Raw genomic sequence first — 13,862 nt, forward strand, 5'->3', positions numbered from 1 at the left:
TGTTTTTAGTTTATTGAATGGTTATATTTTGCGGTTTGAGTCCGTAGGAACGGGCGGTTAGTGTGCCTTTTCCGCGCACCACCACCATGCATCGGCCGTGATAGGCACGGCGTTTGTCGTCCTTAAAACGTTCCATTGAAAAGGGACATCCATTGTCTACGGCCACAATTTCCAAGCCATCGGCGGCCGTGAAGAACACTTGATCGTCGGAATGCGGGCAGATAGTGCCTTGATCGTCGCAGACATCGACAAAAACAAAGCTGAGGTCACGGCCCCGATAGTCGATGTTCAGGCGCAATGTCGAGGGTTGTCCAGCGGTATGTCTCGTCTGTTCGCCCACCACTTTCCCCGCTTGGCGAGCCACTACCTTTATTTCTCCGGGCTCATAACGCACGCGCCAACCGACATGATAGGCCGAACCGGACAAGGAAGCAGTAGCCCTTGCGGTCTTGCGACGCGTCCCTTGGCTCCGACCGTTGACGAACAGTTCCACCTCGTCAGCGTTGTTGTAGTAGCACCACAGGTCTATCTCCTGTCCGTCCAGCCAATTCCAATGCGGAAACAGGTGAAGCACGGGCCTACTTGTCCATTCACTTTGATACATATAATAGATATCCTTGGGGAATCCAGCAAGATCAATGATGCCAAAGTAGCTCGAACGCGCGGGAAAATCATAGGGAGTGGGCTCGCCGATATAGTCCCAGCCCGTCCAAATGAACTGTCCTGTGACGTACGGCGTGTGTTTCACCGCCTCCCACATGGCTTCATGGGTGCAAGACCATGACGTATGCATGTTATCATAGGCAGAACACTCCATAGTTGGGTCGGTATAAGGTTCCCACCAAGCGCGTGGAGCCTGATAAATGCTGTCACTTGGCATCTTATAGCAGCCTCTGCTCTGCAGAGCTGATACGCTTTCGGTGAACAAGAAAGGCTTGTTGGGGAAATTCTTCGGCACATCTTTCGCCCATTGATGGTGATAATTGAACCCTATAATGTCAAGAGCACCGCTTCGAAACAGGTGATTGTCGGGCGAAGGTTCATTGCAACCGGCCGTAACGGGGCGTGATGTGTCGTAGCGGTGCACGATATCAACGAGCCGTTTGGTCAATAAGCTGTTGAAACTTAGCTCACCTTTCTTGGCTAACATGGAAGTATCGCGCCCAGCATTCAGAATTAAGTTGGCCTGTTCAGCCGATAACGTGTCGACTTCTGTGCCAGACCACTGTTCCAACACCTCGTTTCCAATCGACCAAATCAAGACAGAAGGGTGGTTACGGTCACGCAATACCATGTCTGAAAGGTCACGTTCGGCCCAAGTATCAAAGAAACGGGCGTAATCGTTCTTGGTTTTGCGTCGCTTCCACATGTCGAAACTCTCGTCCATGACGATGAATCCCATCGTATCACACATGGCTAACAGTTCAGGAGCAGGCGGATTGTGGCTGCAACGAATGGCATTGCAACCCATTTGCTTCAGTTTCGTCAGTTGACGGTGCAGCGCATCTTCGTTCAAAGCGGCACCCAAGCAGCCCAAATCGTGGTGCAAGCACACTCCGTTCAGCTTCATATTCTTCCCATTTAGCCAAAATCCCGTCTTCGCATCAAAGCGGAAGCGACGGAAACCCGTTACGGTTTCGACCTCGTCGACGACTTTTCCTTTGATCAATAACTGCGTACGCACCTTATAAGTCTTCGGATTGTCGGGCGACCACAGTTGCTTTCCCTTCTCGGACCAGATGTTTCGCACCGTCACTTTCTCCTTTTTGGGATTCTCATAGGCCACTTCCACCTTCCCATCACGTATATATACGCCCCAATGCCTGATATGAACGGGATAAGTTCGGGTCAACCAGACGTGACGATAGATGCCGCAACCGCTATACCAACGTGAGTTTGGCTGGTCACTGTTGTCTACACGCACCGCAATAGAGTTGTTCCCATCGTGCACAAACGGTGTAATATCATACTCAAATGAACTGTATCCGTAGGGACGGAAGCCAAGTTTGTGGCCATTTACATAGACGGTGGAGTTCATATACACGCCATCGAAACTCAAGAACAGTTTTTCATTCGTCAAGCGCCTGATGTTTACGTTTCTTCTATACCAACCTACGCCTCCGGGAAGCGCACCTCCCGAGGCTCCTGACTTGTTGTTTGCATGGAAGTCGCCCTCGATGGCCCAGTCATGTGGCACATTGAGCCGCCGCCAATGGCTGTCATTGTAGTCAGACAACGCGAAAGAAGCCGAGTCTGCCAGCGTAAATCGCCAGTCACGGTCCAAAGATACGCGCTGACGTGCGCCAACTAACAGGCTAATGCAGGCGAAAATCAGTAGGAAGGTACGCTTTTTCATAAATTGATGCTGACTTCTTTGCCCGAATAGTTTATCATCTTACCCTTGGGATTAGCCATATTCAGGGGCTTCGGCGCCTCTTTGGCAACCAAGACCACGTTAAAGCGGCGCGATTTGAGCATGCCGGGGAAACTACCTTTCCTGTTTCCGATGGTTATCTTGCGTGCGGTATCGTCGTAATGAATGTCGATTGTGGCGCATTTTCCCTTTTCATAGTTATAATTTGTGCCCTCGTCTTCATAGAGAGTGAACCATCCATCGCGGCCAGCATAGACATATAGCTGGATAAGTTCAGCCGGTTTCTCGTCGGTCCACTCCATTTCGGGGCCGAAAGGAATGATTCCGCCCGCAGGCACATAGACCGGAATGCGCTCATAGGGTGCCTCAACGGTCAAATGTTGGCCACCTGCGAGGTGTTCTCCGCTGTACAAATCATACCAACCGGTCTGTTTGGGCAGGTAAATGCTGCGGGTGCGCGCCTTATACTCGCCCACCGGACAAGCCATCAGCGATGGTCCGAACATCCATTGGTCCTTGATATCGAGCACATTCCGGTCTGTTCCGAAGTCCATAACGAGGGCTCTCATCATGGTATAGTGGTTCGTATGCACCCTGCCGGCCATGGAATAGAGGTAGGGCATCAGCTGATAACGCAGCCGATGATACCACAATATACTTTTATATGCGGGATGATTGTCGGGCGCAATGTTCCAAGGTTCTCTGTAAGGCCACTGACCATGGGCGCGGAACAGCGGTACAAAGCAGCCAAACTGGCACCAACGGGTTTGCAATTCGCGCCATTCTTTCAGGTCTTCGTTCTCAATTCCGGTCTCATTCCACACGTTTTGGGCAGCCATATAGCGACGCTCCACGGAGAAACCGCCCTGATCCATGCCCCAAAAGGGCAATCCGGCCAGCGAATAGTTCATGCCTGCCGTCATTTGGGCACGCATATCTTCCCATCGGGTGCCTATATCACCGCTCCAAGTGGCTGTGGAATAGCGTTGAAGACCGGCAAAACCGCTGCGTGTGAGCAGGAAAACACGCGGCTCGTTCGGCCTACCTTGCCACACACTGCGCTGTCCGTTGTAGATGGCATCAGCGTTAACGATGCTGTAGGCATTGAAGTATTCGGTCGAAGTGCCAAGGGCTGTGGGCCCACAAAGCGCTTTTCGATACCACATTGGGGTGCAATCGCGCACATTGGGCTCTGAAGCATCCATCCACCAAGCGTCAATTCCGGCCGTCATCGTCTTGGCGTTGTTGAACTTCGAATAGAGATTGTCGTCCATTTGTTTCCAAAATAGCTTACGGGCACCTTGGGAATAGGCGTCATAGAACGAGTTCTTGTAGCCTTTTCCCACCCAGTCGTGGATATCGTCTGCGGGACTTTGATGATACATCCAGCCGTTTTTATCAAGTTCTTTATAGTTTTCCGTGTTGCAATAGAACTTGGGCCAGACGCTGATCATAAAGCGTCCGTGCAGCCGATGCACCGAGTCGAGCATGGCTTGTGGGTCAGGATAGCGTGCAGTTTCAAAGCGATGACTGCCCCATTGGTCCTCCGGCCAGTAGTTCCAGTCTTGAACAATGTTGTCAATAGGAATGTGTCTGCGACGGAATTCGGCAAGCGTTGTTTCTATTTCCTGCGAAGTTTTGTAGCGTTCGCGGCTCTGCCAAAAGCCCAAAGCCCATTTCGGATAGACCGGTGCACGCCCTGTCAGGGTCCTATAGCCGCCGATTACCTCGTCCATCGTGCTGCCGTAGATGAAGTAATAGTCCATATCGGGCGACATTTCGCTCCAGATAGAGAGCTGATTACGCGCTTCTTGGCTGCGAGGGCGGGCCACTCGCAGGCCAATATAGCTTTCGCCGCCATCGGGACGCCACTCTATGCGCAGCTGCTGTCGCTGTCCTTGCGGCAAACGGTAGCTGAACTTGTGCGAATTAGGGTTCCAACTGGTGCGCCATATCTCTGGAACAACCTCCTTACCCCCGATGAATACGCGCACATAGCCCGCATAATAGAGCAGAAATTGATAGTCATCGTCTTTCGGAGCCTCGATAAAGCCTTCGTAAACCACCTTTGCACCGTCGAGTTTGAAGCCTTTTGGCAGGTTCTTCGTGCCTCCGTTGTCCGTTCGGTTGGCTATCTCCGACTTCGGCGGACAGGCATATTCATAGTAGATGCTGTCTTCGTCGCGCACGATTTGCTGTCCGTTGCTATCCGTATAGGTGCCCGTGAGATGTCCCTCGCGCCCATGTTTGTCGTAAAGACGGAAGACATGACCCGCTTGCAGATAGTCTTCTGCCATGCCAAAGCGGCAATAACTGTAAGTATCCCACAGGATTCCGTAGTGCTTGTTGGAGATAACAAAGGGCACACTTACCTTGGTATTGTATTGAAAAAGGTCTTCGTTCTTGCCTTTCATGTTGAGTTCGTGGGCCTGATGTTGCCCAAGTCCGTAGAAAGCCTCGTCGTCCGGACTGTCGAATACCAGCTGCCAAGAGAGCCCATTGCGCTGACTTTCGGGAACATTATTGATGTCTACGCCGATTTCGCGGTCGGGAACGCGATACGACCAAAAGCGTTTTCCGCCCGAAGACTCGTGCAACAACGTCTCGCCTTTGGCATCCTTGAACGTCACTTCGCCCGTTTGCTTGCTGACAACGGCCTGCATTCGCGCGGTTTTCACGCTCATTGTGCCGTTTGTTTCGCTGATGTGGCACTTGGGGTTCGCCGTTTGCGGCACGATGATAAGGCTCTCGCGCTTATCGGGCAGCACATTGGCAGTCGTGGCCCGCACTCTTACGATGCCATCACCCACGACTTGCAGGCAAACCACGCGGGCCTGACCGCTCGTGGGGCGCACCATGACCTTGCAATCGGTTGACAACGCCTCGCCGGCTTGGCCGAAACATAGGCATATCGTCAGTGCCAAGGATAATAAGATGAGTCTTCTCATGATTTGATTGCTGTTGCTTTTTAGTTATGTTGCAAAGATACAATATTCCTTTCATACTCATATAACGTTTTGTTAACAACAAATGTTGTTTTGTTAATGGCGCATGTCGTTTTTGTTAACAACACATACTGTTTTGTTATAACCGCTCCTTGGCGAGGCTGAAACAACGGGAAGGCGCGCCATGTTCGGGCATAAGCGTCGCAATATGCGCACAAATAAACAACGCGCGAACCCGTTTACTTGCCAACTGTCAACTAAAATGTGAGTGGGCACACGGACCTTGCTTTTTAATCTCAGCCATTTCACCGCGCAATATGGCTAAGGTTGCACGGTAAAATGGGTGAGATTGAACGGTAAAATGGCTGAGATTAAAAAGCAAGGTGTAAGTGATTGATTGTCAATATGGATAATGCGTCGAACCATTTGAATGTATGTAGGGACGCACGGCTCGTGCGTCCGCCCAAATAAACATGTGTTTAGCCTTCTATTCTGCTTGAGCGGACGCACGAACCGTGCGTTCCTACATGCTCGCGATGGCCATATTGATGCGCAACACGGCATTAATTATCCCTCATCATGGGCTACATCAAGTGATAGGAATATTCGGATTAAAGAAGAGAAACGGCGGAATTTCGAGCAAACGGACTATTGCAAGGGCACCACTTCGAGCCTTTGAGCATTGCCCGTCACGGGGTCGAGCACGATATGCGTGGTGAATTTCTTGCCGAAAAGCTCGCCACTCAGCGATTCGGAACGGCCGAATTGCGCCACATAATGCTCGAACTTGCCAAGAAGTTGGGTGCCATCGAAAAGCGAAAGGCGGATTTTGCCCGGCAAGTTCACGTAGATGCCGCTCTCTTCCTTGCTTTTCTTGCCCACATCGGGCAGGTTGAGCGTTGGAAGATAGTGCAAATCCTCAACAGTTACATAGAACGGACGGCCGCTCAAGTCGTCATTGTCGACCATTCCCAGCTTGGAAGAAAAGCGAAACAGTAGCTGTCGGCTTGTTTCTTTATTGGGCATGAACGTGAGAATACGCTCCGTCGTGTCTTTCTCCACCGTACCTGTGAACTCCTGCAGCAAAGCTCGCTCCTGTTTGTCTAGGTTTGCCATCATAATACGCAGCTGTTCGCCGTCTTTCGGCATGTTATCGGCTTCTCCACGCGTCAATTGATTGCGGCTTTCACGTATTTCATAGATCTCAGAAGCAATCAGTTCGGCCATCTTGGGCCTTGTTCCTGCCGCCAGAATATCTGCATTCATAAAGTCATGCGGGTTAAGTGGGGCCGGTTTGGCGGCCGAAACGAACGGCTTGGGCGCCTCGGTTCGGCGCCCGATGGTGTTCACAGCCAGCAAAACGCCGTTGTCATCGCGGCTCAGACTGATGATACTGTGCTTCTTATCTATCAAAGCCATGTGCTGTTTCGCCGTGTCGGGCACACCGACCGACCGTGTCTCAACGCTGATGATGCGATAAGAGGTGCGCGGCTCCATTGAAACATTTTTCAGTTTCAGGTATTTCTCACTGTAAAGTGCCAGTTCTCCCGGCTCATAAACCGTTTTTTCTACGCGTATATGGAACTGTATGGCCGTTTTCGGCAAGAAGTAAGTGCTGCCTTCCACAGGTTGCTGCGCATGAACTGCAAGCGCAATGAAACCCAACAACAGCATTGTTATTTTCTTCATAAGCTATATTGATATTTTTTATTCTCTGATACGTGCGAAAGCCTTGGGAAGATAGTGAATCAAATCGCCTGCAATGAGACTTTCCTGACCCAAATCTCGTACTGCCAAATCGCCTGCCAAGCCGTGCAGGTACATTCCTATCACGGCCGCATCTTGCTGATTGTAGCCCTGTGCCAACAGTCCTGCGATGATGCCCGTCAGCACATCGCCGCTACCGGCAGTCGCCATGCCGGCGTTTCCCGTTGGATTAAAGAACCCTTTTCCATCAGGTGTGCACAAAACGGAGTAGTGTCCTTTGAGCAAAACATAGGCGTGAAGCCGCTCGGCCAAGGCAATTGCCCGCGCCAAACGGTCGTAACAACCGTTCGAAATGCTGCCTTCAAGACGGTCGAATTCAGCTGCATGCGGTGTCATGACAATGCCTTCAGGCAGTTGTTGCAGCCATGCACGGTGGTTACCCAAGATGTTCAAGGCATCGGCATCAAGCACCATAGGGCATTGTGTGTGTCGGATTTGGGCGATTAATGCGATGGCCGTGGTTTCATTCCGACCCATTCCGGGTCCCATGGCCACAGCCTTAAAGTCCTCTGTATCGACAGGTTCGGAGAAAATCTTCTCGTCTTTGTCTATCAAAAGCACTGCCTCGGGCACACTGACTTGCATGATATTGCAGTTTCGTTTGGGTGTGCAGGCAATCACTTTGCCTGCCCCGGCCCGCAAACATGCCCGCGTGGCCAACACAGCCGCACCCGCCATGCCATACGATCCGGCTATCATCAACGCCGTACCCATGGTTCCTTTATGGGCAAAAGCACTGCGCGAACGCAACTTACTGCGGACATGATGCTCTTCAAGCAGGCAGAACTGGCAGTCAGCAGCAGCTATGAAATCGGGCGAAAGACGAATGTCAAGCACGCGTACTTCGCCAAGATATTGCTGATTGTCGGCCATGAGCATGCTCAACTTCAACTGCTGAATGGTCAAGGTGAGGTCGGCCCGAATGATATTCTGCCTGACATTATACGTGTTGTCTTCGGTCATTAGCCCCGAAGGCAGGTCAATGCTGACCACCTTGCACGGGCTTTGATTGATGTATCTCACCAATGAAGCGAAGCCACCCGCCAAGGGTTTGTTGAGCCCGCTGCTGAAAAAGCCGTCAATGACCACCGTTTCGGCATCCAAACGTGGTGGTTCGAAGTTCACGACCACCTCGGTGAAGGCCTTCAACGCCCTGCAATCGGTCAGTCGTTGCTTGTTTTTTGCACAGTCATCCGACAGGCGATTGTGGATATTGAAGAGGAAAACCGTGACCGCATAGCCCGCTTCGGCCATCAATCGAGCCACAGCCAAGGCATCACCCCCGTTGTTTCCCGGGCCAGCAAAGACCACAATAGGCGTCGCTGTCGCCCATCGTTGCATGACAACTCGCGCGATTGCCTTGGCAGCACGCTCCATCAAGTCGAGCGAAGTGATGGCTTCATGCCTGATGGTATAGTCATCGAGCTCACGAATTTGAGCACTATTGAATATCTTCATGCATTATTATATAATGCTGCAAAAATACAAAATTAATGCTAATCGGTAGATGTCGTTTCCCATATTTTTAGTAATTTTGCCACAAATTATTTTATTTCGCCTCCTATGAGCATCGTCAAAATCAAGGATTTAACGTTCAAAACGTTCATTCCCGAAGCCGAAATCCAACAACGTGTGAAGGCCGTTGCCGAGAAAATCAACCGCGATTTAGACGGAAAGAACCCGTTGTTGCTGGCCGTGCTTAACGGTTCGTTCATCTTTGCGGCCGACTTGATACGCCATATCACGATACCTTGCGAGATTTCGTTCGTGAAGTTAGCCTCCTATCAAGGCACTACTTCGACCGGAGAAATCAAGGAAGTCATCGGATTGAACGAAGACTTGGCCGGCAGAACGGTCGTTATTGTTGAAGATATCATCGACACCGGGCTCACCATGAAGCGCATGATAGAGAGTCTCGGCACCCGCAATCCGGCGTCAATTCACATCTGTTCGCTGCTCGTCAAGCCCGACAAGCTTCAGGTTCCACTGAACATTGAATACGTAGCCATGGAAATTCCCAACGATTTCATCGTGGGTTACGGACTCGACTACGACCAACAAGGCCGCCAACTCCGCGACATCTACACGGTCATCGACCCATAATAACGAACAAGAACATCATTATATACACAAAGAAACAATGAAGAATATCGTAATTTTCGGTGCTCCCGGTGCAGGAAAAGGCACACAGAGCGACAAGATGATAGCGAAGTATGGCTTCGGACACATCTCTACGGGCGACGTATTGCGCCGTGAAATCAAGAATGAAACAGCACTCGGAAAGACCGCAAAGGGCTATATTGACAACGGACAGCTCATACCTGACGAGCTGATGATAGACATCCTTGCCAACGTTTACGACAGTTTTGGCAAAGACCACAAGGGAATCATCTTCGACGGCTTCCCACGTACCACGCCACAAGCAGAGGCATTGAAGAAGATGCTCCATGAACGTGGCCACAAGATAGCGGCTATGATCGAGCTATCCGTGCCGGAAGAGGAGCTGATGTTGCGGCTTATCAATCGCGGAAAGGAAAGCGGACGCAGCGACGACAATGAAGCAACCATCAAGAAACGCCTCAATGTTTATCACACTCAGACTGCTCCGCTCATCGATTGGTATAAGAAAGAGGGCATACACCATCATGTGGAAGGCCTTGGCACAGTGGATGACATCTTTGAACGCATCGCTTCGGTCGTTGACAAGGTGTGAAGTTTGAACATTGAACATTGAACCGTAAGTCAACACAGCCCACACTATGAACTAAAATGACCGATATTACACGGTAAAATGGCTGAGATTGCACGCTAATATGGCCCATATTGCACGGTAAAATGGCTGATATTAGAAGCCTATATCTAATGGATTGATAGCCAAGATGATATTTCGCGTCGCCCACTCTTGCTCATCATAAAGTTCAAAGTAAAAGAGGTCAATGTTCAAAAAGATAAAGAAGAATAAGGAATGGAATCTAACTTCGTTGACTACGTAAAGATTTATTGCCGTTCGGGAAAGGGCGGAAGAGGCTCCATGCACTTGCGTCACGTGAAATATCAACCCAACGGAGGACCTGACGGAGGCGACGGAGGACGCGGAGGAAGTATTTATCTAAGAGGAAACCACAACTATTGGACCCTACTCCACCTGAAATATCAACGCCACATCTACGCCGAACACGGCGGAAACGGCGGGCGTGACAAATGTCATGGCACAAATGGGAAAGATACCTACATCGATGTGCCCTGCGGAACCGTGGTCTACAATGCCGAAACAGGCAAGTATGTGTGCGATGTCACCTATGATGGGCAAGAAGTATTGCTGCTGAAAGGAGGCCGCGGAGGCTTGGGTAACTTCCAGTTCCGCTCGGCCACCAACCAAACGCCACGCTATGCGCAGCCCGGTGAGCCCATGGAGGAGATGACGGTCATCATGGAGTTGAAGCTCTTGGCCGATGTTGGCCTCGTAGGTTTCCCAAATGCCGGGAAATCCACGCTGCTCTCGACCCTTTCGAGCGCACGTCCGAAGATTGCCAACTATCCTTTTACCACGCTCGAGCCCTCATTGGGCATCGTGGGCTACCGTGACAGCAAATCGTTCGTCATGGCCGACATTCCGGGAATCATCGAAGGTGCGAGCGAGGGCAAGGGCTTAGGCCTGCGTTTTCTGCGCCATATCGAGCGCAACTCGCTGTTGTTGTTCATGGTTCCGGGTGACACCGATGACATCAAAAAGGAATATGAGGTGCTGCTCAACGAGCTTCAAAGGTTCAATCCCGAGATGTTAGACAAGCATCGCGTGTTGGCTGTGACGAAAAGTGACCTGCTCGACGAGGAACTCATTGCGATGTTGAAAGACACTTTACCCACGGATCTGCCCGTGGTGTTCATCTCTTCGGTTACAGGTATGGGCCTTGAGCCGCTCAAAGACACGTTGTGGAAAGAACTCAACAGCGAGAGCAACAAGCTGCAAGACATCATTGCCGAAGACACGCTCGTGCATCGCGACAAAGATATGCGCCTTTTTGCGGCCGAGATTCAGGCCGAAGGGGTCGATGATGAAGACATTGTACTCATCGACGAGGCCGATATCGAGGACTTAGAAGACTTTGAATACGACGACATTCAAGCATGATCAGGCCCGAACTAAACGAATATAGCATCGCAAAAGGTGTACGTGCTTTCAGCTCAACCCGCAGGGGAGGCGTCAGCAAGGGCCCCTTTCGTGCGTTCAACATCAATGCCTTCTGCGGCGACGACTCTGCGAGTGTTGCCGAAAACCGCAAGGCTTTGGCCGCAGAATTAGGCATATCGGCCGACCATATCGTCATGCCCCATCAGATACATGGCACGGAATGCCTGCAAATAGACGAGACATGGCTTGCCTATACTGCAGCACAACGCTGCCAAAAGGCCGAAGGTTATGATGCCATTATGACCCGACTGCGGGGCGTTTGCATCGGTGTTTCGACGGCCGATTGCATACCTTTGCTGCTCTATGATGCCGAACACGATGCCATAGCAGCCGTCCATGCGGGCTGGCGGGGCACGGTGAAGCGCATTGCGGAGCACACTATCCGCCGCATGCAACAGGCTTATGGCACCCAGCCTTCTGGTCTTCAGGCCGTCATCGGGCCGGGCATCTCGCTCGAAGCCTTTGAGGTGGGCGACGAGGTCTACGAGGCTTTCCGTGCCGAAGGCTTCGAGATGGAGGCTATCGCCTGCCGTTTCAGCAAATGGCATATCGACCTTCCGACCTGTAACCGACTGCAACTCTTGGCCGCAGGCCTGCAGACCGACCGCATACAAATGGCAGATTGCTGCACGTTCTCACATGCCGACGAATACTTCTCAGCCCGGAAACTGGGCTTGAAGTCTGGCAGAATATTCACAGGAATCATGCAAACCGAATAATAACAGCTAACTTTTACAACCCTTTAACAACACGGAGATGAAACTAAATTTGAAATACAACCTCTTCGGAGTACTGTTCGTCATGACGACATCGGCCTTTGCACCGGCCAACAACGCCTTTACCACCGCCGAACAACAACAAATCAGCATTGCAACGCCCGACCTTTTCAGTCGCTCGAACACCATCAGTATCGACCTCGGCATACTCAACGACAACGAATACTCCTTTCCGTTGCCCGTGGGAAAGGCCGAATTGACCGACAACCGTCAAGCTTTGAACATCAAGACCAAGGAGGGCGACGTCGTCAAAGCTATGTTCACGGGTGTCGTAAGGCTCTCACGCAACGTCAACGGCTATGGGAACGTCATCGTTATCCGCCACGACAACGGGCTTGAAACAGTCTATGCGAACAATGCACAGAACCTTGTAAAGGTGGGACAAAAGGTCAGTGCCGGTCGTTCGATAGCCATTGTGGGAAGCGAAGGAGGCAAGACTTACTGCAAGTTCTCTATCATGGTGAACGGCGGATACATCAATCCAGAGACCGTTCTCGAGGTGCGCAGCCACAAACTGCGCAAGCAAACGTTGCTATGCACCAAGAACGGCCGTTATGTAGACGTGGCCGTGAAAGACGGAAACAAGGCAAACAAAAACAAAAAGAGCAAAAAGAACGATATAGATCCGGAGAACCCGTTTGAGAATGCCAATACTTTCAAGCTTAACCTTGCCGACATGGAGAAAGAACAATGGGCCTATCCGTTGCCCGGAAGTCATGTCATCAGCCCCTATGGTGGGGCACGTCACCACTCGGGAGTGGACATCAAGACCAAGCCCAACGACAATATTCTGGCCGTATTCGACGGCGTTGTCACCATGAGCGGCCCTTTCTCAGGCTACGGGAACTGCATTCGTATCAAGCATAAATACGGCTTTGAGACCCTTTACAGCCATCAGTCAAAGAACTTTGTCAAGCCGGGTGACCGGGTGAAAGCAGGGCAAGTGATTGGCTTGACGGGCCGAACGGGACGCGCAACCACCGAACATCTCCACTTTGAAGTGTTCTTTCAGGGCCGTCGCATGAACCCCGCTGTGGTCTTCGACCATGCCAACAAGTCGCTCCAGCAGGTAACGTTGACGCTCAGCAAGAACGGAAGTGTGAAGTCGGAACGTAACTACTACGCCCGAAAATAATAGGCATAGCCACCTTAAGGTAGAATTGTAACAAGACAAAAAAGTCGTGAAAAGTTTGGCTGTTTGCAGAATTAGCCTTACCTTTGCCGCCAAGATGATATTTTCAATCAACGATAATAAGATGTGTACGCTGATGCAAAGAAACTTTGATTTCTCTGCATCTTTTAACGCTTATTATTTGGTTAATCCAAATAATTTGCTAACACACACACACACACACACACACACACACACTTAGCGCACCTGGCGTTTCAACGTCTTCACGTACGCGCGCGCGAGGAGCGCGTAATCCCTATAAACAAAGGGCTTCTCGGAGTTCCCTTTGTTCACATTTTCGTGTCCCTTTATGAGCAAAAAATGAACGAAATAAGGGAGCAAAATGTAGGGACGCACGGCTCCATGCAAAACAGCACAATCAACAAGATAACAACAATAAATATGAAGAAAATGGAGAGTAAGAAAAGGGCATACACAACGCCCGAGATCAAGGTTTATCCGATGCGGAGTGAACCATTCATGTCCCCTAGCGTAACACCGAACGGAAGTGCATCGGGCACATCGAATTGGGATGCCGATGAAGCCCATGAAGGAGGAACCTTCTATATAGGTGACAAAAGCAGTGTAGCCCCGGCCAAAGACTGGGGGAATGTGTGGGAGGAATGACCCTCTATAG

The 13,862-nt window shown here is 50.9% G+C and carries 10 protein-coding genes; 6 read left to right on the forward strand and 4 right to left on the reverse strand.

Annotated features, from left to right (window positions below; translation table 11 throughout):
- Positions 1-10: 10 nt before the first annotated feature.
- From H164_RS0106445 to H164_RS0106460, 4 genes are all read right to left on the reverse strand, one after another.
- Positions 11-2,356 carry a glycoside hydrolase family 2 TIM barrel-domain containing protein gene (locus tag H164_RS0106445; protein ID WP_019967870.1) on the reverse strand — a complete coding sequence of 782 codons (2,346 nt, stop codon included), beginning with the start codon at positions 2,354-2,356 and terminating at the stop codon, positions 11-13.
- The gene (locus tag H164_RS0106450) at positions 2,353-5,322 is read right to left on the reverse strand and encodes a TIM-barrel domain-containing protein (RefSeq protein ID WP_019967871.1); all 2,970 of its coding nucleotides are present in this window, start codon (positions 5,320-5,322) and stop codon (positions 2,353-2,355) included. The genes H164_RS0106445 and H164_RS0106450 overlap by 4 nt, the downstream gene beginning before the upstream one ends.
- Before the next feature lie 645 nt (positions 5,323-5,967).
- Positions 5,968-7,008 carry a DUF4831 family protein gene (locus tag H164_RS0106455; RefSeq protein WP_019967872.1) on the reverse strand — a complete coding sequence of 347 codons (1,041 nt, stop codon included), beginning with the start codon at positions 7,006-7,008 and terminating at the stop codon, positions 5,968-5,970.
- Positions 7,009-7,026: 18 nt separating this feature from the next.
- A complete protein-coding gene (locus tag H164_RS0106460) occupies positions 7,027-8,544 on the reverse strand; it encodes a bifunctional ADP-dependent NAD(P)H-hydrate dehydratase/NAD(P)H-hydrate epimerase (protein ID WP_019967873.1) in 1,518 nt (505 codons plus the stop codon).
- A gap of 105 nt (positions 8,545-8,649) precedes the next feature.
- Between H164_RS0106460 and hpt the strand changes: the two genes are divergently transcribed.
- The 6 genes from hpt (at position 8,650) to H164_RS0106490 (ending at position 13,852) form a co-directional block, all read left to right on the forward strand.
- Positions 8,650-9,189, forward strand: coding sequence for a hypoxanthine phosphoribosyltransferase (hpt, locus tag H164_RS0106465; protein ID WP_008564723.1), 540 nt, complete (start codon positions 8,650-8,652; stop codon positions 9,187-9,189).
- Between the two features lie 37 nt (positions 9,190-9,226).
- On the forward strand, positions 9,227-9,799 hold the full coding sequence (locus H164_RS0106470) for an adenylate kinase (RefSeq protein ID WP_008564721.1): 573 nt from the start codon (positions 9,227-9,229) through the stop codon (positions 9,797-9,799).
- Between the two features lie 252 nt (positions 9,800-10,051).
- On the forward strand, positions 10,052-11,218 hold the full coding sequence (gene obgE, locus H164_RS0106475; RefSeq protein WP_019967874.1) for a GTPase ObgE: 1,167 nt from the start codon (positions 10,052-10,054) through the stop codon (positions 11,216-11,218).
- Positions 11,215-11,997, forward strand: a complete 783-nt coding sequence (gene pgeF / locus H164_RS0106480; RefSeq protein ID WP_019967875.1) for a peptidoglycan editing factor PgeF — start codon at positions 11,215-11,217, stop codon at positions 11,995-11,997. Before obgE ends, pgeF begins: the two co-directional genes overlap by 4 nt.
- Positions 11,998-12,034: 37 nt before the next feature.
- Positions 12,035-13,189: a M23 family metallopeptidase gene (locus H164_RS0106485; protein WP_019967876.1), complete on the forward strand. Its 1,155-nt coding sequence runs from the start codon at positions 12,035-12,037 to the stop codon at positions 13,187-13,189.
- Between the two features lie 357 nt (positions 13,190-13,546).
- The gene (locus H164_RS0106490; RefSeq protein ID WP_019967877.1) at positions 13,547-13,852 is read left to right on the forward strand and encodes a hypothetical protein; all 306 of its coding nucleotides are present in this window, start codon (positions 13,547-13,549) and stop codon (positions 13,850-13,852) included.
- The last annotated feature ends 10 nt before the right edge of the window (positions 13,853-13,862 follow it).

This window comes from Segatella maculosa DSM 19339 = JCM 15638 (genome assembly GCF_000382385.1).
Taxonomy (GTDB): domain Bacteria; phylum Bacteroidota; class Bacteroidia; order Bacteroidales; family Bacteroidaceae; genus Prevotella; species Prevotella maculosa.

What these genes read in the sequence shown, in the direction of transcription:
- H164_RS0106455 (WP_019967872.1), bottom strand. Translation starts at nt 7,008, where the DNA reads ATGAAGAAAATAACAATGCTGTTGTTGGGTTTCATTGCGCTTGCAGTT.
- H164_RS0106450 (WP_019967871.1), bottom strand. Translation starts at nt 5,322, where the DNA reads ATGAGAAGACTCATCTTATTATCCTTGGCACTGACGATATGCCTATGT.
- H164_RS0106470 (WP_008564721.1), top strand. Translation starts at nt 9,227, where the DNA reads ATGAAGAATATCGTAATTTTCGGTGCTCCCGGTGCAGGAAAAGGCACA.
- H164_RS0106485 (WP_019967876.1), top strand. Translation starts at nt 12,035, where the DNA reads ATGAAACTAAATTTGAAATACAACCTCTTCGGAGTACTGTTCGTCATG.
- obgE (WP_019967874.1), top strand. Translation starts at nt 10,052, where the DNA reads ATGGAATCTAACTTCGTTGACTACGTAAAGATTTATTGCCGTTCGGGA.
- H164_RS0106460 (WP_019967873.1), bottom strand. Translation starts at nt 8,544, where the DNA reads ATGAAGATATTCAATAGTGCTCAAATTCGTGAGCTCGATGACTATACC.
- hpt (WP_008564723.1), top strand. Translation starts at nt 8,650, where the DNA reads ATGAGCATCGTCAAAATCAAGGATTTAACGTTCAAAACGTTCATTCCC.
- H164_RS0106490 (WP_019967877.1), top strand. Translation starts at nt 13,547, where the DNA reads ATGAACGAAATAAGGGAGCAAAATGTAGGGACGCACGGCTCCATGCAA.
- pgeF (WP_019967875.1), top strand. Translation starts at nt 11,215, where the DNA reads ATGATCAGGCCCGAACTAAACGAATATAGCATCGCAAAAGGTGTACGT.
- H164_RS0106445 (WP_019967870.1), bottom strand. Translation starts at nt 2,356, where the DNA reads ATGAAAAAGCGTACCTTCCTACTGATTTTCGCCTGCATTAGCCTGTTA.